The sequence below is a fragment of the Pseudomonas sp. Pse79 genome, from assembly GCF_024519615.1.
Taxonomy (GTDB): domain Bacteria; phylum Pseudomonadota; class Gammaproteobacteria; order Pseudomonadales; family Pseudomonadaceae; genus Aquipseudomonas; species Aquipseudomonas veronii.
In genome coordinates this window covers 70,014-96,270 of record NZ_JALJRR010000025.1, presented here as the reverse complement: position 1 = coordinate 96,270, position 26,257 = coordinate 70,014, and the positions used below count along the sequence as shown (strand labels likewise).

Below are 26,257 nucleotides of genomic sequence, written 5' to 3'. Positions count from 1 at the left end.
AGATGATGGCGATGGGCAATACCACGCTGTTTTTGGATGTGTTTCCGTTGCATGCCTTTTACAAGGAGCGGGGGTTGGCGTTGTTGGAGAGATGTTTGCCGTTGCGCAAAAAAATTTATGGGTCAGGTCAACAATCAGTTATATGGCCTGTCGAACCGGAGATACTCGAGTTCGGTGATGATCACCAAGAAATCCTGCTCGCTTTCGAAGCCATAGACGCTGGCAATATCGCCAAAGGTGTTGAATATCTCGCAGCCCACGAGCAGCAGAATATCCTTCAACCGACCCTCTATAACGATACGAAACTGGTTGCCCTGCTGAGAAGTAACCACTTTTCCTATATTACCGACATACCGTCCGGAGCAGCCCAGGCAATCGAACTGACGCTTACCAGCCAATGCCATCCTGTCAATGACGGTCGCACAATTGCCTTTAGTAACAACCCATTCGCCAACCTATCCGATATCAATCAGCGTATGGCGTTTGTCCTCAAGGCCGCCGCGCAGTTTGACGACCTGCTAAATAGCACCGAAAGAAATCGCATAGAACAGGCGATTGAAGACGTCGCCGAAGGTCGGGGTATTCGATGAGCGGGCTCTCAAAAATGAGCTGGCGGCGTGCTGCTCTTGTACTGTTCGCCACTGTCCTGCTAACGGGAATAGCACGATTTTTCATCAGCGAACCAGAAATTGCACTGATGCTTGGCGAACCCTGGGAAGACATGCGTCAACGCTCCAGCGCATCCATCGACCCCGCCATTCCCGGGCATTATTGGTTCAGGCTCCCAAAATCTGAGGCTCGCCTTCGCTTTATCGATCCTGAATATGGATTCGTGACCCCCCAGGCTCGCTTCTTCACAGTGAGCTTCGAGAGTAATGGAAGGGTCAGCAGTGTCCGCATTTCCCCTCAGGTCGAACCGCTTTTGCTCGATGACACGCTTGAAGTCGTACTGGATTTACAAGAGCAATTGAGCAGGGGCGGTTGGCTACCCATCCGGATCAAGGACAATCCACCATTCGCAGACACGCCGCAATGGCGTGCCCAATTGCGGGACGTGAACAAGGGGGGAACGTCGTACTGGCACGCTGGAACAAAGTACCAAGTCAGAATGGCGGTTCATCGTTTCAGGGACGACCGGCATCCGAACGAAGAGCGTTACCTGATCAAACTGCAACTGGCCACGCCATGGACACAGCCATGAAGCGGCATTTTGACCGCGCGCCTTCAGTTCGCTGGCCGCAGCAGCTGCATCTGCTGGCGATAGTCATCCGTCACCTGCCGCGCCTGGCTGCTGCTGGTGATCACCTTCGGCGTAATCAGCACAATCAGCTCAGTGCGGTCCTTGGATTTGCTGGTGTTGCCGAACAACCAGCGCAGGCCGGGGATTTTCCCCAGGTACGGCACGGCACTGACGCTCTCGCTGTTGTCCTGTTTGATCAACCCGCCGAGCAATACGGTCTGCCCGCTCTGCACGGCGACTTGCGTCGAGACTGAACGCGTGGAAATACGCGGATTCACCGGCGTGTCGCTGCTGCCGGTCTGGTTCTCGGCATCGCTGACCTGCTGCTGGATATCCATGTACACCAGGCCGCCCGGATTGATGCGCGGCACCACGTCCAGAATCACCCCGGTCTGCACGTATTCGACGCTGCTCAGGGTGGTGTCGGCATTGCCGGTGTTCACCGTGGTCTGGCTGATAGGAATGTTGTCGCCCACCTGGATCTGCGCCGGCTGGTTGTTCATCACCACCAGCGACGGCGCCGACAGCACCTGGGTGCGGCCGTTGGTTTCCAGGGCATGCAAGGCCACTTGCAGGTTGGAACTGACGAAGGAATAGAACAACGAATCCGACGCCCCCAACCCTGCCCCGCCACCGCCCAACGCGCCCTGGCTGCCGGAGGCGTTGGCGACTGTGGTGCTGGTGGAATTGCCGGCCAGGCGACCGAGGTACCATTGCACGCCAAGGTCCAGTTCACCGGTGAGTTTGACTTCGAGGATGCGCGTCTCGATCTGCACTTGCAGCGGCGGATTGTCGAGGCGTTTGATCGCGGTTTCGATCTCTTTCCATTGCGCCGGGCGGGTACGCACCAGCAGTTGGTTACTGCTTTTTTGCGCGGTGATGCGGGTGCCGGCTTCGAGGCTTTTATCCGGTGCCGGTTCGGACGCTTCGCCGACGGGCTCGGGCTCGGGTTCGTCGGCAGGCGGCGGCGGGTTCTGCAGGCCACCGGTATTGTTGTTGAGCGATGACAACGTGGTGGTGCGCAACCCCGGCGCGACCTTGGCCGGCGTATCGTCCTTGATCGCGCCGTTGCCGTAGATCTGCCGCAGGTACTTGGCCAGGTCCGAGGCCTTCATGTTGCGCACGTCGTACACATACATCTGCGGCTCGTTGCCGCCGCCTTCGTCGATGGTGCGAATCCAGTCGCCCACCTCGCTGAGGTACTGCGGCTGGGAAGAAATCGCCACCACCGAGTTGGTCCGCTCGATCGGCAGAAAGCGCAGCATGCCCGCCAGCGGCATGCCGCTGTCCGGGCCGAACATGGCTTGCAGCTCGGGCATCAGCTCGGCAACCGACGCGCGTTGCAAGCCAAATACGCCCACCGACATGCCCTTGAGCCAGTCCACATCGAAGGTGTCGATGGTGGCCTGGTAGTTGGCCAGTTCTTCCGGGGTGCCGGCCAGACTCAGCACATTGCGCGCCGGGTCCACCAGCAGAAAAGCGTTTTCGCGGGCGAACGGCTTGAGCAGTTTCTGCATCTCGGTGGCGGAGATATAGCGCAACGGAAACAGCCGCGCCGACAGGCCGTTGGACGGTGGCGCCAGGTTCATCTGCGGCACCAGCTTGCCCGCCACCGCCTGGTTGGCCGGCAGGATCACGTAGCGGTTGCCCTGTTTGATCATGGCGTTGTCGGTCCAGGACAGCAGGGTTTCCAGGATCGACAGCGCCTGCTGTTTGTCCACCGGCTTGGAGGTGGAAAAGCTGACATTGCCTTTCACGCCTTGGGCGATGCTGTAGTTCTCGTGCAAGAGGTCGCCCATCACGCTGTTGATCACCGCTTCGATCGGCTGGTCGGCGAAGTTGAACACGATATCGCCGCCCTGCTCTTTCGCCGGCAGGCTGGCGCTGGGTGGGCGCACGAATTGCTGGCTGCCCCGCCTCATCTGGCGTTGGGGCGCTACCTTCGCCGCGGGCTGCGGGCTTTGCGCGGCGGGCACCTCACTCGGCGGGCGTTGCGCGCCGGTGCCTTGCATGGCTTCGTGGAGTAACGCGTCGTCCGCGTCGAGGCGGTCGGGCAGTGAGCCACAGCCGCCCAGGGAGACGGCGGTAGTCAGGCAAAACAACGAGGTGCGCAGATCGATCAAGGGAAGGGCTCGCGAGGCAGAGAAATCGGTGGCCGGGTCGACGGCGGCGGCAAACGCTTGGCGTACAGGTTCAAGGTTTGCGTGCGGCCGTCCAGGGTGAAACGGGCGGATTGCGGCGTGAGGTGGTCCAGGCGCCAGCCGTTGGGCAGCACCTGGCCCAGGCGTACCGTCAGCGGGCGGCCGTCGGCCTGCTTGAGCATCGCCATTTGCAGATTGCCGGTGATCAGGATGCCGCTCAGGGTCAGGTTGGCCAGGCTGCTGGCCTGGGTGTTGCCGACGGCGCGATCGGGGCTGCGATCCGCGCTGAACAACGGGGTTTGCCAGGTGCCGGCGAGGCTGTCCAACGTCACGCTGGGGGCGACTTGCACCCGCGCAGAGGAATGCCCGCGCACCGCCGGTTCGGGCAGCCACTGCGGCTCGTCGCCGATGCTGCTCAGGATGAACGCCATCAACAGGCCCAATGCCCCGACCAGGCCGAGCAAGCCCCATTCCAAGGGGCGCAAGACACCGATCATCGGGCCACCTGCGGTTGCAGGTAACCGCGCACCAGCACCTGCACCACCAACTGCCCCGCCCCGCCGCTGGCCGGCGCCTGTTTGCCACGGCGGATGCGCAGCTCATCGACGAACAGAAACGGCGGCTGGTATTCCAGCTCATGCAGGATCGCGGTCAGCGGTTCGATGGCGCAATCGAGGGTCAGGCTGACCTGCACCTGTCGATACGGTTCGCCGTCGTCCTGCTCCGGGGTGATGGGTTTGCGCTGGGTCAGGCTGCAGCCGCCGCCGAGGTTGGCGTGGCGGCTGATCAGATCGGCGAGGCGTTGCATCAGGTCGGCGGCGACCCCATCCGGGTCATCCCCCGGCAGCAGGCTGGTTTGGCTGGCCGGGTCCTGGCGGGCCTGCTCCAGTTGCTCGCGCAGCGCATCGCCCTGGCGCAACACGCCGGCATAGCGTTGCTGCTGTTCGCGCAGTTGTTCGGCCTGTTCGCCCATGGCACGCAAGGGCCCGGCGAACCAGCTGTCGATCAGCAGCCAGTACGCCGCGCCGAGCACCACGGCCAGGATCAGCAACGCCGTGCCACGGCGTTCACGGGGTGTGAGGGGTCGGCGCATCGGCGGCCTCCGGGCGAAGGTGGGCACGCAAGGCAAACTGATCCTTGCCGCTGCGCGCATCGGGTTGAATCACGCCTTCGAACTGCGCATTGTCCAGGCGGTGACAGCCTTTGATCCGGGTGATCAGGGCGCTGGCCTTGGCGCTTTGGCCGGAGAAGGTAATCTCGCTGCCCTTGATGTCCAACTGGTCGAGCCAGGTGTCGGCGGGCAGGCATCGGGTGAGGTCGTCGAGCAGCGCCACCAGCGGCGGCTGGGCCACCTTGCGCCGGGTCAGGTACTGCACCGCGCCGCGGGTGGCGAGCAGTTGCTGACGCAGCGCATGCACCTCGGCGACCTGGGCCTTTTGCTGCTGGACGCTGTCGTACATGGTGTCGAGCACGCGCTGGCGGTCGTTGAGCCACAGCAACATCGCCGCGATCAGCAACGCGCCGCACAGCCACGGCAAGCTGCGTTGCAACCCCTTGCCCGGCGGACGCGGACGCGGGCGCAAAGGCGCGGGCAGCAAGTCGATGCCCAGGTCGCCGACATCCACGCGATGCGGCTGCAGGCCGAGGGCGGCGCAGTCGCTGAGGATCTGATCGAGGCGCTCGCGCAGGATCGCCACCAGCGTCACCTGCAGTTGGGTCGGCGTGCGCCGTTCCTGGCGTGCGACGAAGTACAGCCGATCGGCCTCGAACGGCGTGTAGCGATCCAGTTCATAGCCGACCACGGCGCTGAGGTTGCGCGCAGCGGCTACGGGCAAGTGGATGGTTTGCAGCAGCACGGCGTCGGCCGCGAGCACCAACACATGCCGCGCATTGCCCGGCGCCGACGCGACCGGCTCGCTCAACGGCCAGTGCCAGCGCTGCTCGGGCGGCTCGCGCAACGCCAGCCACGCCGGCACACACGCGCGCAGCTCCGTGAGCCACAGGCGCCAACCTTGTTGCAGCAGGCTGCCACGCCAATAACGGGCGATGGGTTCCAGTCGATTCATTCTTGCCAACGCAACACCCGGTAGGGTTGTGCGCCGTCCTCCGTTGGGCTCAATAAAACCGTGACTTGCAGGCGTGCTTCATAGCCGCCGGGGCGTTGTGCGCGGCTGTCGACCACCAGCACCTCGCCAGGGTCGGCGCCCTGTGCGCTCTGCTGCGGCAGGTTGAGGGCCTGGCGCATCAGCGCGCTGGCGAACGCCGGAGCGGGCCGATCCAGGTCGCTCCACAAGGTGAGCTCGGGCAGCAATTGGCGGTACAGCGCCTGGCTCATGCCGGGTAATTGGCGCACTTCTTCGAGCACGCGAAACGGCGCCAGCCCCTGCTTGCGCCGTGCGTCCAAGGCCTTGGCCACCTGCGCGGCCTGGGCCGGGCTGGCGCCGCAGGCCAGGGCCAGGCGCGTGAGGTCGTGCGCCTCGGCGTTGACCAGGTACAGCTTGCCGCGCTCGCTGCGCAGGCTGACGTGCAACTGCGCGTCATCGAAGGTCAGGAGCCTTGCACGGCCGTCGGCGATCCAGTGCCGATCGGCCATCGCCAGGGCGACGCCGGCTTGCGCTGCGAGCTCCGTCTGGGTGTGCTGGCGATGCCACAGCGCCTGGCGACTTTCCAGCTGCACCCAACCGGCCAATCCACCCAGCAACACACTGAGCAAGGCCAGCACCCACAGCACCAGCAGCAGCGCCGCCCCGCGTTGCCGCCTCATTCGCCCAACGCTCCGCTGGCCAGGTTCAAGCGCAAGGCAATCACCTGAGTGACCCACGGCACCGGCCCGTCGACATGCGCGGCGATCCGCACCGCAGCGGGCAAGCGCCGGGGCCACGGCCACTGGTCGATCCATCCGGTGGGTTGGCCCAGGGGCGATACGCCGCGATAACTGAAGCGCAGCGCCGCAAGGTTCGTCAGCAGCACTTGCGGCGCATCGCGGGAAGCATCGGCCTGCCGTTCCAACCGCGAGAACCCCACCTGCAAATCCTCGGCGACCCGTTGCAGGGTGAAGCGCTGAATCCCGCCGCCGAGCACACCGGGCAGGGTCGCGACAAACTGCAGACGCTCGGGCTCCCCTAAGAAAAACCCGGCGCTCTGGCGGTCGTCTTCGCTGACATCCAGCGGCAACGCCTCACTGATCGCGGTGCGCAGGAACTGCTGGGCGGCGCGCATTTCGTCCAGGCTCACGGTGTACTGTTGGGCCTTGGCCACCGCACGATTGGCGCCGAGCAACGCACCGCTGAGCAGCACCAGCAGCACCGCGAGCAAGCTCAGCACCACGAGGATTTCCAGCAGAGTGAAGCCCCGCTCGCGGCGCCTCACTGGCGCACCTTCAGGGTGCTGAACCGGGCCTGGCGCGGCCCCTCGCTGACGATCAGGTCGAGACGATACAGATGGGCTTGCTGACGCACGCAGGTCAGTTGCCAGTGGATGCCGTCCAGCGCGCCCTGGCTGACACCCTCGACCAGGCGCCCCGCCGCTTCCTGGTCCAGCACACTGAGGGCGGCATGGCTCAGGCGGTCGCTGTGAGCCGCTTGCGCCAACGAGCGCGCGCTCTGGCCGAAGGCGACCAGCAGCACCGTGCTGCACACCGCCATCAACGTCAGGGCGGCGAGCATTTCCAGTAACGTGAAACCGGCCTGGCGCTTCATGGCAGCGCCTTGGACTGCACGCTGCCGGTCAGCCAGCCAACGTCGATGCGCCAACGCCGGCTGCCGTTGGCCAGCAGCAGATGGCCGCCGGTGGAACTGCCGTCGGGATAGAACTCCACGGCGGCGCCGACCTGTTCGGCGGTATGCACGGTGACCTGCAGCTGCGGCGGCCAGGCGTGCGGGGCGCGGCCCGGGGCCTGGAAGGTCAGGCGCTGCAGATCGAATTCGGTCCTGGCCACACGCGCCTCGACTATCGCCGCGGCCCGCGTGGCGCGCAGGGCGTCGACCATCTGTCCGACCACGCGGCGCTCGTTCGCCGCCTGCACGGCCTGGCGCACACCGAGCCCCAACAAGCCGACAGCGAGGCTGATCAACAGGATGACCACCAGCATCTCCAGCAAGGTAAAGCCGCGTTGGGGCATCGGCGGGTTATTCCCAGTTACCCAGGTCGACGCTGTAGCCGTCGCCGCCCGGTTGGCCGTCCTGGCCGTAGAAGATCAGGTCGAAGGCGCCGTGTTCACCCGGGAAGCGATAGCCGAATGCATGGCCGAACGGGTCTTTCAGCTCCGACAGCTTGGCATACGGCCCGGCCCAACTGCTGGCGTTGCCGGGCTTGTCCACCAATTGCTGCAGGCTGTTGGGCGGTGAGCCGACATCCAGGGCGTAGCTGTCGATTTTCATGCTCAGGCTGGCCAGTTGCGCCTTGCCCGCGCCGTACTTGCCCTTGTCCACATTGCCACCGACCTGGCGCACCACGATGGTCGCGACAATGCCCAGCAGCACGATTACCGCGAGCATTTCCAGCAGGGTGAAACCGCTTTGACGGCGTTGAGTTCTCATCGATGGGGTTCCTTGAAGGTTCATATATGGCTGGTCAGGCTCATCAGCGGCAGCATGATCGCCAGCATGATCACGGCCACCAGCAGCGCCATGACCACGGTGAGGGACGGCACCAGCGCGGCGAGCAGGCGCTCGATGCCGCGCCTGGCTTCGATGTCGAAGATGTCGGCGACCTTGAGCAGCATGCTGTCCAGCTCACCGGCCTGTTCGCCGACGTCAATCATTTGCAGGGCCAGGTCGGGCAGCAGCGGTTGTGCACCGAACGCACTGGCCAGGGTGCCGCCGCCTTTCACCGACTCGGCGGCCTCGGCCACTTGGGCCTGCAACGCGCGGTTGGTGCAGACCTGTCGGGCGATGACCAACGCAGGCAGCAAGGCCACGCCGTTGCTCAGCAAGGTGCCCAGGGTGCGTGTCAGGCGCGCCGCTTCGACCCGCTGCAACAGCGGGCCGAGCACACGCAGGCCGAGCAGGCGGCGGTCGTAGCGTTCGCGGCGCCGGGGGTCGCGCAGGCGTGCCGCCAGGGTGCCCAGCGCGACGCTCGACCCGGCCAACAGCAGCAGGCCGTAGGCGCCGAGGAATTGGCCGAGGCCCAGAATCACTTCGGTGATCAACGGAATCGGCACGTCCAGGTCCTGGAAGATCGGCACGAACTGCGGCACCACATACGCCAGCAACAACGCCAGGGAGCCGAGCACGCCGACCACCAGGAACGCCGGGTAGATCAGCGCATTGATCACCTCGCCGCGCAGCCGCTGGCTGCGTTCGAGGTAGTCGCTGAGTTGGCGCAGGGTGCTTTCCAGCGCGCCGCCGGCTTCACCGGCACGCACCATGCTCAGGTACAGCGGGGAAAAGGTGCTGCCCTCTTCTTCCAGCGCGGCGGATAACGGTTTACCCGCCTTGACGTGGTCACGGATACGCTCGATCAGTACACGCACTTGAGGCTGGCCGGGCTGCTTGAGCAGCAAGCCCAGGGAACGTTCCAGCGGCTGACCGGCGCCGAGCAACGTCGCCAACTGCTGGGTGAAACTCACCAACGCCGCGCCCGTCAACGGCCCCCGCCGCAAGGCATGGCGCAGGCCCTGGCGGCCGGCGGCGTCGATCTGCAACAGCAGCCAGCCGCGCTTGTGCAGGATCGCGATGGCGGCGCTCTGATCCTTGGCTTGCAGCGTGCCGCGCTGGGTCACGCCCTGGCTGTCGAGGGCACGGAAGGTGAACAGACTCACGCGCCCTCACCACGGGTGACGCGCAGCACTTCTTCCAGCGAGGTGACGCCCGCCACTGCCTGGCGCAGGCCTTCTTCATGCAAGGTGCGCAGGCCCGCACGTCGGGCGGCCTGCTCCAGCGTCGCGGCATCGGCGTGGCGCATCAGCAGGCCGCGCAGTTCGTCGTTCATCACCAGCAATTCGGTGATCGCGCTGCGGCCGTGGTAGCCGCCTTCGGCGCCGGGGCGGTAGAGCAGGATCGGGCGCTCATCGGTGAAACGCTGCAGGCCATGTTCCTCGATCAACTCCGGCGGCGCTTCGAAGGCGACGCGGGTCGCCGGGTCCAGGCGCCGCACCAGGCGCTGCGCGAGGATGCCGCTGACGGTCGAGGCGATCAGGTAACTTTCCACGCCCATGTCCAGCAGGCGCGTGATGCTCGCGGCGGCGCTGTTGGTGTGCAGGGTGGAGAGCACGAGATGGCCGGTGAGCGACGACTGGATCGCGATGCGGCAGGTTTCCAGGTCGCGGATCTCGCCGATCATGATCACGTCCGGGTCCTGGCGCACGATGGAGCGCAGCGCACCGGCGAAGTCCAGGCCGATGGCCGGCTTGACCTGGATCTGGTTGATGCCTTCGAGCTGGTATTCCACCGGGTCTTCGACGGTGATGATCTTGCGCTCGGCGCTGTTGAGCCGCGCCAGTGCGGTGTAGAGCGTGGTGGTCTTGCCGGAGCCGGTGGGCCCGGTGACCAGCAGGATGCCGTGGGGCCGTTCGAGCACGTCGAGGAAGGCGGCCAGGCGCTCGCCGTCAAAGCCCAGGCTGGGGAAGTCGAACTGCACGGTTTGCCGGTCGAGCAGGCGCATGACCACCGACTCGCCGAAGCTGGTCGGCACCGTGGACACCCGCAAGTCCAGCGCCTTGCCCTGGATGCGCAGCATGATCCGCCCGTCCTGGGGCAAGCGCCGCTCGGCGATGTCCAGGCGCGCCATGATCTTCACCCGCGAGATCACCGCCGCCGACGAACTGGCCGGCGGCGCTTCGGCGTCGTGCAGCACGCCGTCGATACGGTAGCGCACCTTGAGTTGGTTTTCGAAGGGTTCGATATGGATGTCCGACGCACGCTGCTCCACCGCCCGCTGCAGGATCAGGTTGACCAGGCGGATCACCGGCGCTTCGGAAGCCATGTCCTTGAGGTGTTCGATATCTTCCAGCGCGCCGCCCTGCTCATCGAGGTTCTCGATCAGGGTGCCCATGGCGGAACGGCCCTGGCCGTAATAGCGCTCGATCAGCGTCTCGACTTCAGTGCGCGGGCCGATGGCCAGCCACACCGGCACATCACAGGCGTAGGCCAGGGCCTGGAAGGGATAATGCTGCGCCGGGTTGGCCGCGAGCACGCGCAGCCCGCCGTGGGCCCAGCCCATGGGCACCACTTGGTAATGGCGCATGAAGCGCTCGGTGAGCGCGGGCAACGGGTCGAGCAACGGCGGCGCGGCATCGGCGAGCAACAGCGGCGCGCCGAGCAACTCGGCCCAGGCACGCGCCAGTTCGACTTCGGACACCAGCCCCAGGCGCGTGAGCAGGCCGAGCAGGTCACTGCCGTCCAGGGACAAGCGCCGGGCGCGCTCCAGGTCGACGGTTTTCAGCCCGGCGTGCTGCATCAGCCACGCGCACACGCGGTCGGTGTGCGGTATCTGCGTATGGCAGGCATCGATGGGCATTGACGACATAGTGGGGTGTCTAGTTGCGAGAAAGTATGGCTATTTGGAACTACTGGATATAAAAATAAAATGCCATTAGTTCGCCACGCCGCAGTCGGAGTTAACTGGGTTAATCGACTGGAAGTTCCAGCGCTAGTTCCTGAAGCGGGGAAACAAACTGAAAAGAATAGCCTGCGACCGCCTTGAAACAGCCGCGAAAGCCTTGATTTAAAGCCCCCAAGCCGACACCCAAGGATTCAGCTAATTGCAATTAGCCACTTCGCCAATCAGAGCCAGGCGCCGAAGTTTTTCCTCGACGCGCATCAAGCTCAAACTTTCAAACAACCTTGTTATTGATCTTCATTGCCGCTGAGCGCTGGGTTTGCCGCGTGGTAGCAAACACAGACGATCTGCCCGTCAGAAGTCGACCGTCGCCGACAACAGGTAAGTCCGCGGCGTCGACAAGGTCAGCCCCGGTTCACTGTCGTCCGACGCGCCCGCCGAGCTCCAGTAGCGTTTATCGGCGACGTTTTCCACATTCGCGCGCAGGGTGATGTGTTTGTCATCGACCTTGAACGCATACCGCGCGCCCACGTCGATGCGGTTCCAGGCGTCGATTTCCTTGGCGTTGGCCTGGTCCAGGTATTGCGAGCTGGAGTAGATCCCGCGCGTGGTCAGGGTCAGGCCTTCGAGGCGCGGCACGTCCCATTCCGCGCCGAGGTTGACGTTGTACTTGGGCGTGGCCGGGGCGCGGTTGCCGTCGAACGTGCCGTTGGTGGTGTGGGTCAATTCGCTGTCGATGTACATCACGCCGCCCAGCAGGCGCAGGCCCTTGAGCGGTTCGCCGAACAGGCTGAGTTCCACGCCGTCGTTCTGGCGCTTGCCGTTGGGGCCGAACACCCGCGAGGTGGCGTTGGTTTCATAGGCCGGCTGCTTGATGCGGAACACCGCGGCGGTCACGGCGAACGCACCGGCGTCGTATTTGGCGCCGACTTCCACCTGGCGGCTGATGAACGGCGGGAAGATTTCATCTTCGTTGACCGAGGTGGAAGGCGCGACCTTGCCCTGGCTCAGGCCTTCCAGGTAGTTGGCGTACAGCGACAGCGCGTCGGTGGCCTTGAACAGGATGCCGCCGGACGGCGAGATTTTTTCTTCGTCGTAGGCGGTGTCGCCTTTGACGTTGTTGGTCCAGTCATCCACCTTCACCCGCTGCCAGCGTGCGCCGAGGGTCAGCAGCAGGCGATCGTCGAAAAAGCCCAGGGTGTCGGACAACGCCACGCCGCTGAATTTATTCTCGGTGTATACCTGCGCATCCTGGCGGATGGCGGTGGACGGCGTCGGTGTTTGCACCGGGTTGTAAAGATTGCTCGGCGCCGCCGCATAGCGTGCGCCGCCGTTGGTGAAGTCCATGTAGAAGTAGCTGGCCGCCAGGTTGACCTCGTGGCTCACCGGCCCGGTATGGAACCCGCTGCGCACGCCTGCCGTGGCGGTACGCACATTTTCATCGCGGCTGAAGTCGCGCGGCTGCACGCTGAAATCCCCTGCACTGTTGCTGACGGAAACGGCGTGACGCAGGAAGTCGTGGTTGCTTTTTCGCGCGCCGACACCGCCGTAGAGCATCAGGTTATCGCTGAGGTCGAACTCGGCATTGAGCGTGCCGAACGTGTCGTTGGTGCTGGCCTTGCTCCACGACTGCGCGTAGTTACGGCGTACATCGTTGGCGCTTGGCACCGGGGCCGCGGCGGCCACCTGCACGCGCTCCTGCGGGGCGTTGGTGTCGCGCTCGGTGTGGCCGATATCGCTGGAAAGGCGCAGGCGCTCACCACGAAAGTCCAGGCCCAGCACGGCCATTTCACGGTCGACACGCTGGTGATCCCACTCGGTGTCACCGGCCTGTTTCACGCCGTTGAAGCGCAGGCCGAACTTGTTGTCCTCGCCGAAACGCCGGCCCACGTCCACCGCGCCGCCAGCCTGGCTGTCGGAGGCCCAGGTGCCGGTGAACGAGGTGATGTCCTTGTCGGTGGCGCGCTTGGGCACCACGTTGATCCCGCCGCCCACACTGCCGCGCGGCGAGATGCCGTTGATCAATTGGCTGGGGCCTTTGACGATGTCGACGCGGTCGGCCATTTCCATGTCGATGGTGTAGGTCGGCAACACGCCGTACAGGCCGTTGTAGGCCACATCACTGTTGAACAGGCTGAACCCGCGAATGGTGAACTGTTCATAGCGCCCACCGGCCGGGTTGGTGGCGCGCACCGACGGGTCGCTGGCGATCAGGTCGCCGAGGGTCCGCGCCTGCTGGTTCTTCACTGCCGCCTGGGTGTAGGTGGTCATGCTGAAGGGCGTGTCCATGAAGTCCCGCGAGCCCAGCAGGCCCTGCGAACCGCGTCGCGCCACTTGCCCACCGGCGTAGATATCGCCGTCGGCTTCGCTGCGGGTCCCGAGGATGGCGGTCGGCGCCAGTTGCAGGCTGCTGCCCTGCGGCACCGGCACCAGCATGTAGGCCTGCTCCCCCATCGGCTGCAGTTGCAGGCCGGAACCTTGCAGCAGGCGGGCAAAACCTTCTTCCACCGCGTACTCGCCGGATAAACCACTGCTACCGCGGCCACTGACCAGCGCCGGGTCCACCGCCAGGTTGACCCCCGACAACCCGGCGAAACGGGTCAGCGCGGCGCCCAGGCTACCGGCCGGCACTTGGTAGCTGCGGCGGGTGGCGGTGTCTTCGGCATAGCTGATCGGGGTAAACAGTGGGCTGGCGCTGAGGCTCAGCATCAGGCTCAGTTTGAGCAAGGGGCGGACGGCGGGCATGGGCGGAAGCTCTCGATTTTGTTCACTTACCTGGAATGACAGGCGAGGTGAAAAAAAGGGACAGGCTTCCGCGCTTTTTCTAGCAAATAACCACTAAGGCTCAATCAACCGACAGGTTGACTCGACGATCCCGGCGCCGCGCAGAGCCGCCACGGTGGTGTCGGGATCGTCCGTTTTCAGTGCAGGAACTTCAACCAGCCAGCCAGTGCCAGCGCGGCAAAGCAGGTCCAGCCCGAGAACAGCCAGCGCCACACGCGCGCACGCGGCACGAACCCCACGCCCCGCACAAAGGCCACACTCATCGCCGCGAACAAGGCCATTGCCAGCCCATGATCAGCTTTGCCGTCCGGGGTGGCCATCAGGGGCGGATAGAGCGTACACACCAGCATGATCGCGATCGCGATAAGCAAGCTCAGCGGGTGAATGCGTGAGGGCGCCGGAGCCTCGGCGACACGCGGCATCATGGCCGCGGCTCCTCACGGTCGCTCAGGGCACGCCCCGCTTCGTTCTCGCCCCACATCGCATTCAATATGGCCAGCAACAAGGCGAAACCGACTCCCAGCATCCAGGCGAAATACCACATAGTCTTTGCTCCTCTGATGGCGTTAGTAGGCCGAATGTTCGTTGGCTTTGATCTGTGCCACGGTGACCTTGCCGCGCATGACGCGATAGGCCCACGAGGTGTAGATCACGATCAGTGGCATGAAGATCAACGTGGCCCAGAACATGATCGCCAGGCTCAGATGACTGGACACGCTGTCCCACACGGTCAGGCTGGCCGCAGGCACGGTCGAAGACGGCATGACGAACGGGAACATGGACACACCGGCGGTGCTGATCACACCGACCACCGCGAGCGACGAGGCGACAAACGCGGCCAGTGTGCGGCGCATCAGCATCAACAACGCGGCACCGGCGGCGCCCGCCAGGCCCAGCGCAGGCAGCAGCCACAGCAGAGGGTAATGACCATAGTTGGCCATCCAGGCGCCCGCTTCGCGTACCACGGTTTTGTTGAGAATGTCCGGCAGCCCGGCGGTATCCACCACCGAGGTGATGCGATAGCCGTCGATCGATTGCAACCACACACCGGCAATGACGAATGTACACAGCAGCACCAGCGCCGCGCCCACCCCGCCCTTGATGGCACGGGCCTGGATCACGCCTTCAGTGCGGTGCGCCAGATAGGTACCGCCTTGCAGGGTGATCATTGCACTGCTCACCACACCGGTCAGCAGCGCAAAGGGGTTCAGCAGTTGCCAGAAACTCCCGGTGTAAGTCGATACCAGCATGTTGTTGAAGTGGAACGGTACGCCTTGCAACAGGTTGCCGAACGCGATGCCGAACACCAGCGGCGGCACGGCCCCACCGACAAACAGCCCCCAGTCCCAGGTGCTGCGCCATTTGGCGTTGTGAATCTTGCTGCGATAGTCAAACCCCACCGGGCGGAAGAACAGCGCCCACAGGACCAGAATCATCGCCCAATAAAACCCGCTGAACGCGGTGGCATACACCACCGGCCACGCGGCGAACAGCGCGCCGCCCGCGGTGATGAACCACACTTGGTTGCCGTCCCAGTGCGGCCCTACGGTGTTGATCGCAACGCGGCGTTCCACGTCCGAGCGGCCCACGAAGGGCAGCAAGGTGCCGACGCCCATGTCGTGGCCGTCCATGATGGCGAAGCCGATCAGCAGTACGCCGACCAGTGCCCACCAGATAAGTTTCAGGGTGAAGTAATCAAGCATGATGGAGTTCCTTCATGTTGGCATCGTAAGCATAACGGCCGGTTCCGAGGCTGCCCGGCCCTTGGCGGGCGAACTTGACCATCAGGAACATTTCAACCACCAGCAGCACGGTGTAGAAAGCGACGAAGCCTGCCAGCGAGCCATAGAGGTTATTGACGCTAAGGGTGGAGACACTCATGTGAGTGGGCAGCACGCCGTAGATGGTCCAGGGTTGACGGCCGTATTCAGCGACGAACCAGCCCAGCTCGCAGGCCAGCCAAGGCGCCGGCAGCATGCAGAGTGCCCAACGCAACAGCCAGCGGCGGCGTGTGCAGACCGACTTCAAGGTGCTCCAGAAGGCCAGCCCGAACAGCAACAGCATGGCGAAACCCAGCGCGACCATGACCCGGAACGCCCAGAACATCGGGGTCACGTGCGGTACGGTGTCGTTCATCGCCTTGTCGATGATCTCCGGCGTGGCCTGGTTGACGTCTTCAACGTACTTTTTCAGCAGCAGGCCAAAGCCGAGGTCCGCTTTGTACTCTTCGAAGGTATCGAACGCCGCCTTATCGGTGCGATCGGCCCGCAGGGCTTCAAGCGCATTGACGGCGGTAATGCCACGCAGGATGCGCGCGCGGTTTTTCGCTTTGATGTCATGAATGCCTGGGATCTGCTTGCTGACCGAGCGCGTGCCGATCAAGCCCATCACCCACGGCACATCGACTTCCCAATTATTCTTGGACTCGGCTTCGTTGATGCTGGCCAGCAAGGTCAGGCCGGCTGGCGCGGGCTTGGTTTCCCACATGGCTTCCATGGCCGCCAGCTTGGTTTGCTGCGCCTCACCCACGGTGTAACCCGACTCATCCCCCAGCACGATGACGCTCAGCACCGAGGCCAGGCCGAACGCCGCCGCCACCCGGAAACTGCGCTTGGCGAACTCGACATCGCGATTTTTGAGCAAGTACCAGCTGGAAATCGACAACACAAACATCGAACCGGTGACATAACCGGCAGACACCGTGTGTACAAACTTGGCCTGAGCCACCGGGTTGAATACCACGGCCCAGAAATCAACCATCTCCATACGCATGGTGATGTAGCTGAATTCCGAGCCGACCGGGTTCTGCATCCAGCCATTGGCGATCAGAATCCACAGCGCCGACAGGTTGGTACCGATGGCCATCAGCAACGTGACCAGCAAGTGGTGCTCTTTCTTCAGGCGATCCCAGCCAAAAAAGAACAGACCGATCATGGTCGATTCGAGAAAGAACGCCATCAAGCCCTCGATGGCCAGCGGGGCACCGAAGATGTCGCCCACGTAGTGCGAGTAGTACGCCCAGTTGGTGCCGAACTGAAATTCCAGGGTGATACCGGTTGTCACCCCCAGGGCGAAGTTGATGCCGAATAACTTGCCCCAAAAGCGCGTCATGTCCTTCCAGATGACGTTCCCGGTCATCACATAGACGCTTTCCATGATGACCAGTAGCCACACCATGCCAACCGTCAGCGGTACGAATAGAAAGTGGTAAAGCGCAGTGGCTGCGAACTGCAGCCGTGACAAATCCACCAGTTGTTCTGAGATCACTTGCTTGCCCCTTGAGTCGAGGTGGGTACACCGAAACGGTTGCCGACGATGTTCGGGTCGACACTGACGTGCGAATCCCGGATGAACAGCCACCACAGCACGCTCAGCAGCACGAGCTTGATCAGCACCGCGGTGAGTAGATGGCGTAGTAGGCGTTTGTCGGAAATAGTCATGTCTATGCACTAAGCACAGGGCATGCCAAAGCCAGATCTTCTATTTTTATCGTTATAAAACAATTGGTTATGAGTTTTTTAGCGGTAGCCCTGGCGCACCGCTGCTGGTCAATGCGCTGCCAGTCTGGCAGCTTGGCAGTCACTGGCAGTCGTAGAGGGTTAGGCCAGGCCTTGTTCCTTCAGGCGCCGGTACAAGGTCCGGTCGCTGATCCCCAGGTGCTTGGCCAGTTCGCTGCGGGTGCCTTTGAATGTGGCCAGGGCCTGCGCCAGCGTGCTGCCGTCGAACGGCGTCGAAACCGCAACCGCAGCCTGAGGTGGCGGCGCCACGGAGGCTTGGGGTAAATGGATGGCGCGGATGACCCCATCGTCAGCGAACAGGCTTGCTCTTTCCAGGACGTTGCGTAACTCACGCACATTGCCTGGCCATGAGTACTGCTGCAGGGCTGCCAGGGCTTCGGCATCGATGGTCAGTCGACGTTTGCCGGCACCACGCCGTTGCAGGAATGAATTCACCAGCAAGGCGATGTCTTCTACCCGGTTGCGCAAGGGCGGCAAATGAATGGGGAAGGCGCTGATGCGGTAGTACAGGTCCTGCCTGAACTCGCCTTTTTCCATCATTTTTTCCAGCGGCTTGTGGGTGGCGGCAATCAACCTGAAATTGGCGTGGAAGGTCTCGACACTGCCGACCCGGCGATAGGTGCCCGATTCGATCAGGCGCAACAGTTTGACCTGCATGGCCAACGGCACATCGCCAATCTCATCCAGGAACAATGTGCCGCCCTGGGCGGTTTCGACCAAGCCGGGCTTGCGGGTGATGGCGCCGGTGAAGGCGCCTTTTTCATGGCCGAACAGCTCGCTCTCAAAGAGTGTTTCGGTCAAGCCCGAGCAATCCACCACGACAAACGGCCCGCTGGCCCGTTCGCTGGTTTCATGGACGGCGCGCGCGAACAGCTCCTTGCCGGTACCCGACTCGCCCAGGAGCAGCACCGGCAGCATGGACGGCGCCACCCGCTGCAGTTCCGACAGGGCAAGGTTGAAGGCCGGTGAACAGCCGACCAGCCCTTCGTTGCTCGGCCGCGCCGAGGCGCTGCGCACCAGCGTCAGGCGCTCAACATAAGCGGTGATCACCCCATGTTCGTCGAGGATCGGCCGTAATTCGACGTCGACATGCTCAGGCCCCCGAGGCGTGTGGTGGATGTGCAAGACACGATCCGGCCCGCGCTTTTCCTGGGCCTTCTTCATCGGGCAATTCTCACCCGCCTGGTCACAAGGGACGTCGTAATGGTGTGAGATCTGATAACACTTATGACCGATAAAGGGTTTGTCAGCGCTGCCGAACTGGCGCTGATAGGCCGTGTTGGCTGCCAGGATGTTGTAGTCCGGATCGAGCACGATCATCGGATTGGGTTCGTGTTCCAGAAACGAAACAAGCGACTGCACTTGATCCGGGTGTGGGACGGCGTTGGCTGGGGTAGGCAGAAAAGTCTTCATCATGGCTCCTGGAATCCATTTTTCCATCCTGTTGTGGCACTGCCACCTCTGTCAAGGCACTGCCAATGGCAGAAGAATCCCCCAGATACAGGCCTGAATACCCCTATACAGAAACACAAAGCCCAATAAAATCAATTGGATATTAGGCTATTTCGGCAAAACCATGGCCTGGCAAACTTATTGCTATGTCAGTCCTTAGTCTAAGCGGCTCGAAAAAAAAGCCCCCCCTAAGGAGACAGTTCATGCGCGTCAAACTTCACGTCGAAGGCTTCTTCGACTCTGCCACCAACACCGTCAGCTATCTGGTACTGGACGAGACCACCCTCCACTGCGCGATCATCGACAGCGTATTGGATTACGACCCTAAATCCGGCCACACCGCCACCACGTCCGCCGACCGCCTGATCGCGCGGGTGAGCGAGCTGAATGCGCAGGTCGAGTGGATTCTCGAGACCCACGTCCACGCCGACCACCTGACCGCCGCGCCCTACCTGAAAGAAAAGCTCGGCGGGAAGATCGGCATCGGCAGCCAGATTTCGACGGTACAAAAGGTCTTCGGCACGCTGTTCAATGCCGGTAGCGATATGCCCCGCGATGGCAGTCAGTTCGATCACCTGTTCGTCAACGACGAGTCGTTCAGCATTGGCACGCTGCACTGCACCGCACTGCATACACCCGGCCATACGCCGGCCTGCATGACTTATGTCGTCAGCGATGGCAGCGAAACGGCGGCCTTCGTCGGCGACACGCTATTCATGCCCGACTACGGCACCGCCCGCTGTGACTTCCCCGGCGGCAATGCGCGCACGCTGTTCCAGTCAATCAACAAAGTGTTGAGCCTGCCGGCGGATACATTGCTGTATATGTGCCACGACTACCAGCCGGGCGGCCGCGAGGTGCAATTCGTCAGCACCGTTGCCGAACAGCGCGAGCAGAACGTGCATGTGCGTAATGGCATCAGTGAGGAGGAGTTCGTGGCGATGCGTACCAAGCGGGATGCCTCGATGGACATGCCGACCCTGATCCTGCCCTCGGTCCAGGTCAACATGCGAGCCGGGCATTTGCCCGAGCCTGAATCGAACGGGATTCGCTACCTGAAAATCCCACTCAACGTCGCCTGACATTCCCCCCACCCTAAAAAAATCATAAGAAAAATACCCATAACGGAGACACTTATGGATATCCGCCGCCTTGCGCCTGCTTTATCAGTATCAGAACAGATTTTCCCCAGCCAATTGGCCGAACTGAAAGCCGCCGGCTTTCGTGCCGTCATCTGCAACCGCCCCGATGGCGAAGGCAGTGACCAACCGTTGTTTGCCGAAATCAAACGCGCCGCCGACGCGGTCGGCATCGAAGCGCACTACCTTCCCGCCGAGTCGGGCAAAGTCACCGACGAGCAGGGAATTGCCTTCGGCGAGTTGCTGGAAACGCTGCCCAAACCGGTGTTGGCTTATTGCCGGTCCGGGATGCGCTCGACAACGATGTGGGCGCTGTCGCAAGCAGGTCAGCACGACCTGCCGCACATCGTCGAAAGCGCCAAAAAAGCCGGCTTCGATATGAAAGGCGTGATCCGGCGGATCGCGAACCAGGGCCGCACGCCGGTCGAAGTGGCCGAAGCACAACATACCGTGGTCATCATCGGTGCCGGCGCGGCGGGTATCGCCACCGCCTCCAGCCTGCTGGCCCGCGCGCCAGGGCTCGACATTGCGATCGTCGACCCGGCCGATGTGCATTACTACCAACCCGGCTGGACGCTGGTCGGCGGTGGTGTGTTCGATGCGCGCCAAACGGCGCACACCATGGGCACCACCCTGCCCCGCGGCGTGCATTGGATCAAGGCGGCGGTGGCGGCTTTCGAACCCGAGCGAAATGCGGTGATTCTGGATGGCTGCCGAGTCGTCAAATACGAGCAACTGATTGTGTGCCCCGGCCTGAAGCTCGATTGGCATGCCATCGAGGGGTTGTCGGAGACCCTCGGCCGCAATGGCGTGACCTCCAATTACCTGTATCACCTGGCGCCTTATACCTGGGAAAAGGTCCAGCAACTGCGGGGTGGCCGGGCGATTTTCACGCAGCCGCCGATGCCGATCAAATGCGCCGGGGCGCCGCAAAAAGCCATGTACTTATCGGCCGACCACTGGAAACGCAGCGGTGTGCTGGATGCCGTCGAGATCGAGTTCTACAGCGCCGGCGCGGTGCTGTTCGGGGTTCCCGACTATGTGCCCGCGCTGATGGAATACGTCACCGCTTACGGCATCGACCTGAATTTCGGCAACACCCTCACCCGCGTCGATGGCCCGGCGCGGACGGCCACGTTCAGCGGCGTGAACCCGGATGGCAGCCCTCGTGTGCTGACCCGTGAGTTTGATTTGCTGCATGTGGTGCCACCGCAGGTCGCGCCGGACTTCATTCGGGTCAGCCCGTTGGCTGACGCGGCCGGCTGGATCGATGTCGACCCCGCCACGCTGCGCCACAAAACCTTTGCCAATATCCATGCGCTGGGCGACGCGGCCAACACGAGCAACGCCAAGACCGCGGCCGCTGCGCGCAAGCAGGCGCCGGTGGTGGCGCATAACGTGCTGGCGGCCATGGGCAAGGCCAACGGTTGCGCGCAGTACGACGGTTACGGCTCCTGCCCGCTGACGGTGGAGCGCGGCAAGATCGTCCTGGCGGAGTTCACCTATGGCGGCAAGGTCGCCCCCAGCTTCCCGTCATGGCTGATCGACGGCACCCGCCCTTCCCGGCTGGCGTGGCTGCTCAAAGAGCGGATTCTTCCGCCGCTGTATTGGAAGGGTATGCTCAAGGGCCGCGAATGGCTGGCGAAACCCGAGTTGACCGACCAATGAAATCAGCGCTGAACGCAAGGAGACTGAGATGATCATCGTCTTACTGCTCGGGCTGACAGTCGGCGTGATTCTGGCCCTGACCGGCGCCGGCGGCGGCATACTCGCGGTGCCGTTACTGGTGTTTGGGGCGGGCTTGAGCATGGCCGAGGCCGGGCCCATCGGGTTGTTGGCGGTGGGTCTGGCCGCGACGCTGGGCGCGGTGATGGGCCTGAAAAACGGCACCGTCCGCTACAAGGCGGCGCTGTTGATCGCCACCGCCGGGATCATCTGCTCGCCGCTGGGCCTGTGGTTGGCGCAGCGCACGCCGAATCGCCCGTTGACGATCCTGTTTGCCTGCGTGCTGATGTACGTGGCGTTCCGGGTATTCAAACGGTCGTTGCCGCCGTCCCCGGCGTCGAAGGCCGCCGTCGCGACCAAACCGCCGCCCTGTGTATTGGACGCCCAACGCGGCAAGCTGAACTGGACGGCGCCGTGCGCCTGGGCGCTCACGGTGTCGGGCGTGATCGCGGGCGGGCTTTCGGGGTTGCTCGGCGTGGGTGGCGGCTTTGTGATGGTGCCGGCGCTGCAGCGCTACACCAATTTGACCGCGCAGTCGGTGTTGGCGACGTCGCTGGCGGTGATTGCGCTGGTGTCGATGGCCGGCGTGGCCGCCAGTTCGGCGGCCGGGCATTTGCAGTGGGCCGTGGCCCTGCCGTTCTCCGTGGGCGCCTTGTTTGGAATGGCCGGCGGGCGCCTGATCGCGGCGCGGCTGGCAGGCCCGCACTTGCAACGCGGATTTGCCGCCGTGTCGATGCTGGTGGCGGTGGCCCTGCTGGTCAAAGCGCTTGGATCATGAGCGCGGATTCCCGACTTTCCAGGCGTGCGTGAAACACGCCTGTCAGGGTTCAACGTCACGCTTCGGTCGTGCCTGGCAGGCGTGGGCATTGGCGGGCCATCGTGGCAGCCGTTGATCACCCGGGCCGCCAAGATACAAGTACCCGCGCGGCACGTTATTAGATAAAGGCTAAATAAATATCCAACTTATCGACTGAATCGAATCACTGGCTTAATCCGAGAAAATACTATAAGTGCGCGCGCAACATTATAAATCGCATGAATATGCGCCCCAAAGGAATTGAACTTTACCGCCTCACCCGTTAGCCATTAGTCGAATACTGCCTTTCGCGGACAGCGTTTTATAGTGTGTAATAGAAAAACCATCCACTATTAAAATTGATCCCCGGTACTTTGAATGTCGCCCATCCCCTCTTCACCGAATACCCTTCCGATAAATGAGGAGCTGTTGCAATTACTCCAAGCGACGGCTAACGCCCAAACCGCCTGGATGACAACTGTCAATCATTTGGAAGCGGCCTGTGATGAGGTATGGCTGGCTCGCATGTGGGAAGTGGAACACCTTGAAAATCAATACAGGGCCTGCCAGGACCAGCTGTTTTCCTATCTGAAAAAAGCGATCAAGATCTAGGCTTATCAGTACGGCCCTGCACTCTTTTCGGTCGTTCGCGCGCCGAAAACAGCGCCCGCCAGAACTCGGGCCAGCTGAATATTCGACTAAAGTACAACGCCGCACTACGCGTGTCGAAAAAGCCACCTTAGTTGAATAGCCGACAACTCCGCCAACGCCCGACAGACGTGGAGCTGTATCCTTTCAGTCGCACCGCCAATCAATCTCCCTCGCATCCTGATATTTTTCATACATGGCCCGATTTGCCATCTGGATCAGCCTGACCGTCACACTAGTGCTAAAGCATTGGGAGGGATGGTCGACATTCAGATGATAAAGGATCAATCAACCTGAGTTACTCACTGGAGTCCATATGTTCGGCTGGATCAGCAATATCCGAGTCAGTGCTAAATTAAGTTTGGGATTCGGCCTGGTACTGGGGCTTGCGTTGTTGCTGGCCGCGACCGGCTGGTACGCAGTGGTGACATTGACCGACCGCGGGCTCAAGGTTGAGGAAATTGCTCAGGTCAGCGATTACACCAAAGACTTGCGGATCATTCGCTTGCGCATCGGTACGAACACCCAACCGGATGCCTATCAACCGCTGCAGCAAACCCTGGATCGCCTCGCAGCCCACTTGGACAGTATCGGGGATACGTTCGTCGACCCACAGGATCAAAACCTGATTCAACAGCAGGAAAATGCAGTCAAAGGGTACGGGCAACTGCTGCATGAATTGGCCACCCCCAACATTGACCAGGCGGCCTTGTTTAAACGGATGGGCCAGTTGGGCGACGTGTTGCTCGACACCACACAAAAGCTGATTGAATCGCAAAACACCAAACGCGATACCGATGCCGCGTCCGCCAAGGCCTCGCTGAGCCTCGTCGCGACCCTGGCGCTGCTGCTGGGCGCGCTCGCCGCATGGGTGATCACACGGCAAATCGTCAATCCACTGCAACACACACTCCAGGCGGTGAACCGCATTGCCCGGGGCGATTTGACCGAGCATGTGACGGTGACCCGGCGCGATGAGCTGGGCCAACTGCAGTCGGGCCTTCAGCAGATGATGCTCAACCTTCATGAGCTGATCGATGGCATTCGATCCGGCGTCATTCAGGTTGCCAGCGCGGCCGAACAACTGTCGGCGGTGACCGAGCAAACGAATTCGGGGATCAGCACCCAGAAAGCCGAAACGGATCATGTCGCCACCGCAATGAACGAGATGACTGCCACCGTCCACAACGTCGCACGCAACGCCGAGGAAGCTTCCGTCGCTGCCTCGGCCGCCGATCAGCAAGCCAGCGAGGGCGAGCAGATCGTGGGTGAAGCCATCGAGCAGATCCAGCGCCTGGCGACAGAACTCAACCAGTCGGCAGACGCTGTGCGCCACCTCCAGGAACAGAGCGATAAAATCGGCGGTGTCCTGGACGTGATCAAAGCCGTCGCCCAGCAAACCAACCTGCTGGCGCTGAACGCCGCGATTGAAGCCGCCCGCGCCGGAGAGGCCGGCCGTGGTTTTGCGGTGGTGGCCGACGAAGTGCGCAACCTCGCCCTGCGCACCCAGCGCTCCACCGAAGAAATCGAGAGCCTGGTCGCCGGTGTGCAAAGCGGCACCCAAGCCGTGGCCTCGGGCATGGAAAGCAGCCTGTTGCTGAGCGAAAGCAGCGTGGAATGCACCCACCGTGCCGTCAGCGCACTGGAGAACATCACCAGCAAGGTCTCGATCATTCAGGCCATGAATCAGCAGATTGCAACGGCGGCGGAACAGCAAAGCGCCGTCACCGAGGAGATCAATCGCAGCGTGATCAACGTTCGCGACATCTCCGACCAGACGGCCAACACCTGCGAGGAAACCGCCGCGTCGAGTAACGAACTGGCGCGGCTGGGACATGAGCTGGAACGGCTGGTGGAGCGTTTCAAGGTCTAGGTGCGGCGGATCGCCAATATCGGTGCTTACAGATTCGTCCGGCGCGGTGGCACAGACACCACCGGTCGATCGGTAAACACCCTATTGGCGCTGCGGCCCAGCCCATAAATCGCCAGGGCCGCCAGACCGGAAGGCACCACAAGCGCGGCAAACACTTGCGCGAAGGTCCAGCCCCAACTCAGCATCTGCGCGCCGGCAAAGGCGCTGAGGATCGCGCCAACACGACCGATACCGCTCATCCAACTGGCGCCGGTTGCTCGCGCCTGCGTGGGGTAGAACGTGGCGGCCAGCGCATTCATGCCGACGCTCGCGCCATTGAGGCAAAACCCCACCATCCAGGCAATCGAGCACAGCAGCACAAAGTGCCCCGTGGCCTGGCCGATCGCATAGATCACCGCACCGCTCAACATGAACACCGCCATCAGCACCCGGTATTTGTTCCAGCGATCCATTACCCAACCGACGCACAGCGCGCCTGCGGGTCCGCCGATCTGGAACATTGCGGTCACGATGGCCGCGTCCGCGACGCTATAACCGCCGCCTTCTTTCACCAGGGTCGGTAACCAGCCGCTGAACAGGTAGACCAGAAACAACGCAAGGACATAACCGCTCCACAACATCAACGTGCCAAAGCGATAGGACGGGGACAATACGATCTGCATCGCCGAAGCGCGCATCAGCGGATGAGCCGGCAGGCAGAAGGTCGATTTCGCGTCGCTGACGCCCGGCGCGAGTTTTTCCACAATGGCGCGGATAGACGCGTTCGGCGCCTGCCTGGCGACCAGGAAGGCCACCGATTCAGGCAGTTTGAAATACAGCAGCGGCGCCACCAGCAGGGGCAAGACACCGCCCAGGATCAGCATGCTTTTCCAGCCGAAGGCCGGAATCATCCAGGCTGACAGAAAGCCGCCTGCCGCGGCGCCCAAGGAAAACCCGCAAAACGCCACCGTGATCAGGAACGAACGACTGCGCTGCGGCGCGTACTCCGACACCAGGGTGCTGGCATTCGGCATGGCCGCGCCGAGCCCCAAGCCCGTCATGAAGCGCAGTACGACCATGGTATTGATGTCCGGGGAAAACGCCGTCGCCAGCGTCCACAGACCAAACATGAACACACTGCTCACCAGCACGATCTTGCGTCCGTAACGGTCGGCCAGCGGCCCCGCGACCAGCGCACCGACAGCCAGGCCAATCACCGCCGCACTCAACACCGGGCCCAACTGCTGGTGGCTCAAGCCCCAGTCCATTTTCAATTGCGGTGCGATAAAGCCCATGATTGCCACATCGAAGCCATCCAGGCCGATGATCAGGAAACCGAGAAATACGACCCACTTCTGAAAGCCGCCAATGGCGCGACTGTTGATCAGCGCCTGGATGTCGATGGGTTGAGTTGTCAGCATGAAAGTCACCTCTGTGTTGTGGGGGCGCCCAACCACTGCGC

At 62.7% G+C, this 26,257-nt stretch carries 26 protein-coding genes; 7 read left to right on the top strand and 19 right to left on the bottom strand.

Features of this window, described 5'->3' with window-relative positions; all coding sequences use genetic code 11:
* Both NR164_RS24920 and NR164_RS24915 read left to right on the top strand, forming a co-directional pair.
* Nucleotides 1-590, top strand: a 590-nt coding sequence (locus tag NR164_RS24920) for a DUF2515 family protein (RefSeq protein ID WP_372340307.1), incomplete at its 5' end; no start/stop codon positions are given.
* Complete coding sequence (locus NR164_RS24915) at nucleotides 587-1,201, top strand: hypothetical protein (protein ID WP_046382761.1); 615 nt, start codon at nucleotides 587-589, stop codon at nucleotides 1,199-1,201. The genes NR164_RS24920 and NR164_RS24915, both read left to right, overlap by 4 nt.
* A 23-nt stretch (nucleotides 1,202-1,224) precedes the next feature.
* Here the strand turns inward: NR164_RS24915 and gspD are convergent, their stop codons facing one another.
* From gspD to NR164_RS24825, 18 genes are all read right to left on the bottom strand, one after another.
* Entirely contained in the window at nucleotides 1,225-3,354 is a 2,130-nt protein-coding gene (gene gspD / locus NR164_RS24910; protein WP_256823382.1) for a type II secretion system secretin GspD, read from the bottom strand.
* A gap of 5 nt (nucleotides 3,355-3,359) precedes the next feature.
* Complete coding sequence (locus tag NR164_RS24905; protein WP_046382760.1) at nucleotides 3,360-3,878, bottom strand: general secretion pathway protein GspN; 519 nt, start codon at nucleotides 3,876-3,878, stop codon at nucleotides 3,360-3,362.
* Complete coding sequence (gene gspM, locus NR164_RS24900; RefSeq protein WP_017847564.1) at nucleotides 3,875-4,474, bottom strand: type II secretion system protein GspM; 600 nt, start codon at nucleotides 4,472-4,474, stop codon at nucleotides 3,875-3,877. The genes NR164_RS24905 and gspM overlap by 4 nt, the downstream gene beginning before the upstream one ends.
* Entirely contained in the window at nucleotides 4,449-5,447 is a 999-nt protein-coding gene (locus NR164_RS24895) for a type II secretion system protein GspL (RefSeq protein WP_126588898.1), read from the bottom strand. Before NR164_RS24895 ends, gspM begins: the two co-directional genes overlap by 26 nt.
* Nucleotides 5,444-6,145 carry a hypothetical protein gene (locus NR164_RS24890; protein WP_046382758.1) on the bottom strand — a complete coding sequence of 234 codons (702 nt, stop codon included), beginning with the start codon at nucleotides 6,143-6,145 and terminating at the stop codon, nucleotides 5,444-5,446. The genes NR164_RS24895 and NR164_RS24890 overlap by 4 nt, the downstream gene beginning before the upstream one ends.
* A complete protein-coding gene (locus NR164_RS24885) occupies nucleotides 6,142-6,750 on the bottom strand; it encodes a prepilin-type N-terminal cleavage/methylation domain-containing protein (protein WP_256823381.1) in 609 nt (202 codons plus the stop codon). The genes NR164_RS24890 and NR164_RS24885 overlap by 4 nt, the downstream gene beginning before the upstream one ends.
* Nucleotides 6,747-7,079 (bottom strand): type II secretion system protein, encoded by a 333-nt coding sequence (locus tag NR164_RS24880; RefSeq protein ID WP_079444301.1) that lies wholly within the window; start codon nucleotides 7,077-7,079, stop codon nucleotides 6,747-6,749. Before NR164_RS24880 ends, NR164_RS24885 begins: the two co-directional genes overlap by 4 nt.
* On the bottom strand, nucleotides 7,076-7,501 hold the full coding sequence (locus NR164_RS24875; RefSeq protein WP_057005697.1) for a prepilin-type N-terminal cleavage/methylation domain-containing protein: 426 nt from the start codon (nucleotides 7,499-7,501) through the stop codon (nucleotides 7,076-7,078). The genes NR164_RS24880 and NR164_RS24875 overlap by 4 nt, the downstream gene beginning before the upstream one ends.
* A 7-nt stretch (nucleotides 7,502-7,508) precedes the next feature.
* Nucleotides 7,509-7,919: a type II secretion system major pseudopilin GspG gene (gspG, locus tag NR164_RS24870; protein WP_161493730.1), complete on the bottom strand. Its 411-nt coding sequence runs from the start codon at nucleotides 7,917-7,919 to the stop codon at nucleotides 7,509-7,511.
* Nucleotides 7,920-7,939: 20 nt separating this feature from the next.
* Complete coding sequence (gspF, locus tag NR164_RS24865; RefSeq protein WP_079444303.1) at nucleotides 7,940-9,142, bottom strand: type II secretion system inner membrane protein GspF; 1,203 nt, start codon at nucleotides 9,140-9,142, stop codon at nucleotides 7,940-7,942.
* A complete protein-coding gene (gene gspE / locus NR164_RS24860; RefSeq protein WP_169884468.1) occupies nucleotides 9,139-10,848 on the bottom strand; it encodes a type II secretion system ATPase GspE in 1,710 nt (569 codons plus the stop codon). Before gspE ends, gspF begins: the two co-directional genes overlap by 4 nt.
* Nucleotides 10,849-11,235: 387 nt before the next feature.
* Complete coding sequence (locus NR164_RS24855) at nucleotides 11,236-13,626, bottom strand: TonB-dependent receptor (RefSeq protein WP_256823380.1); 2,391 nt, start codon at nucleotides 13,624-13,626, stop codon at nucleotides 11,236-11,238.
* Between the two features lie 176 nt (nucleotides 13,627-13,802).
* Nucleotides 13,803-14,090: a cyd operon YbgE family protein gene (locus NR164_RS24850; protein ID WP_017847574.1), complete on the bottom strand. Its 288-nt coding sequence runs from the start codon at nucleotides 14,088-14,090 to the stop codon at nucleotides 13,803-13,805.
* Nucleotides 14,087-14,209 (bottom strand): cytochrome bd-I oxidase subunit CydX, encoded by a 123-nt coding sequence (cydX, locus tag NR164_RS24845; protein ID WP_017847575.1) that lies wholly within the window; start codon nucleotides 14,207-14,209, stop codon nucleotides 14,087-14,089. Before cydX ends, NR164_RS24850 begins: the two co-directional genes overlap by 4 nt.
* Before the next feature lie 22 nt (nucleotides 14,210-14,231).
* Complete coding sequence (gene cydB, locus NR164_RS24840; RefSeq protein WP_256823379.1) at nucleotides 14,232-15,368, bottom strand: cytochrome d ubiquinol oxidase subunit II; 1,137 nt, start codon at nucleotides 15,366-15,368, stop codon at nucleotides 14,232-14,234.
* The gene (locus NR164_RS24835; protein ID WP_256823378.1) at nucleotides 15,361-16,932 is read right to left on the bottom strand and encodes a cytochrome ubiquinol oxidase subunit I; all 1,572 of its coding nucleotides are present in this window, start codon (nucleotides 16,930-16,932) and stop codon (nucleotides 15,361-15,363) included. The genes cydB and NR164_RS24835 overlap by 8 nt, the downstream gene beginning before the upstream one ends.
* Nucleotides 16,929-17,105 carry a cytochrome oxidase putative small subunit CydP gene (gene cydP / locus NR164_RS24830; RefSeq protein WP_017847578.1) on the bottom strand — a complete coding sequence of 59 codons (177 nt, stop codon included), beginning with the start codon at nucleotides 17,103-17,105 and terminating at the stop codon, nucleotides 16,929-16,931. The genes NR164_RS24835 and cydP overlap by 4 nt, the downstream gene beginning before the upstream one ends.
* Nucleotides 17,106-17,264: 159 nt before the next feature.
* Complete coding sequence (locus NR164_RS24825; RefSeq protein ID WP_046382748.1) at nucleotides 17,265-18,596, bottom strand: sigma-54-dependent Fis family transcriptional regulator; 1,332 nt, start codon at nucleotides 18,594-18,596, stop codon at nucleotides 17,265-17,267.
* A 242-nt stretch (nucleotides 18,597-18,838) separates the two neighbouring features.
* Between NR164_RS24825 and NR164_RS24820 the strand changes: the two genes are divergently transcribed.
* From NR164_RS24820 to NR164_RS24800, 5 genes are all read left to right on the top strand, one after another.
* Nucleotides 18,839-19,717 carry an MBL fold metallo-hydrolase gene (locus tag NR164_RS24820; RefSeq protein ID WP_017847580.1) on the top strand — a complete coding sequence of 293 codons (879 nt, stop codon included), beginning with the start codon at nucleotides 18,839-18,841 and terminating at the stop codon, nucleotides 19,715-19,717.
* Between the two features lie 54 nt (nucleotides 19,718-19,771).
* The gene (locus tag NR164_RS24815; protein ID WP_017847581.1) at nucleotides 19,772-21,442 is read left to right on the top strand and encodes a bifunctional protein tyrosine phosphatase family protein/NAD(P)/FAD-dependent oxidoreductase; all 1,671 of its coding nucleotides are present in this window, start codon (nucleotides 19,772-19,774) and stop codon (nucleotides 21,440-21,442) included.
* Between the two features lie 28 nt (nucleotides 21,443-21,470).
* The gene (locus NR164_RS24810) at nucleotides 21,471-22,277 is read left to right on the top strand and encodes a sulfite exporter TauE/SafE family protein (protein ID WP_017847582.1); all 807 of its coding nucleotides are present in this window, start codon (nucleotides 21,471-21,473) and stop codon (nucleotides 22,275-22,277) included.
* A 396-nt stretch (nucleotides 22,278-22,673) separates the two neighbouring features.
* Complete coding sequence (locus tag NR164_RS24805) at nucleotides 22,674-22,907, top strand: hypothetical protein (RefSeq protein ID WP_026140102.1); 234 nt, start codon at nucleotides 22,674-22,676, stop codon at nucleotides 22,905-22,907.
* Nucleotides 22,908-23,259: 352 nt separating this feature from the next.
* Entirely contained in the window at nucleotides 23,260-24,816 is a 1,557-nt protein-coding gene (locus NR164_RS24800; protein WP_079444308.1) for a methyl-accepting chemotaxis protein, read from the top strand.
* A gap of 26 nt (nucleotides 24,817-24,842) precedes the next feature.
* On the opposite strand, the gene NR164_RS24795 is transcribed toward NR164_RS24800, so the two are convergent.
* Nucleotides 24,843-26,216 carry an aromatic acid/H+ symport family MFS transporter gene (locus tag NR164_RS24795; RefSeq protein WP_256823377.1) on the bottom strand — a complete coding sequence of 458 codons (1,374 nt, stop codon included), beginning with the start codon at nucleotides 26,214-26,216 and terminating at the stop codon, nucleotides 24,843-24,845.
* Between the last annotated feature and the right edge of the window lie 41 nt (nucleotides 26,217-26,257).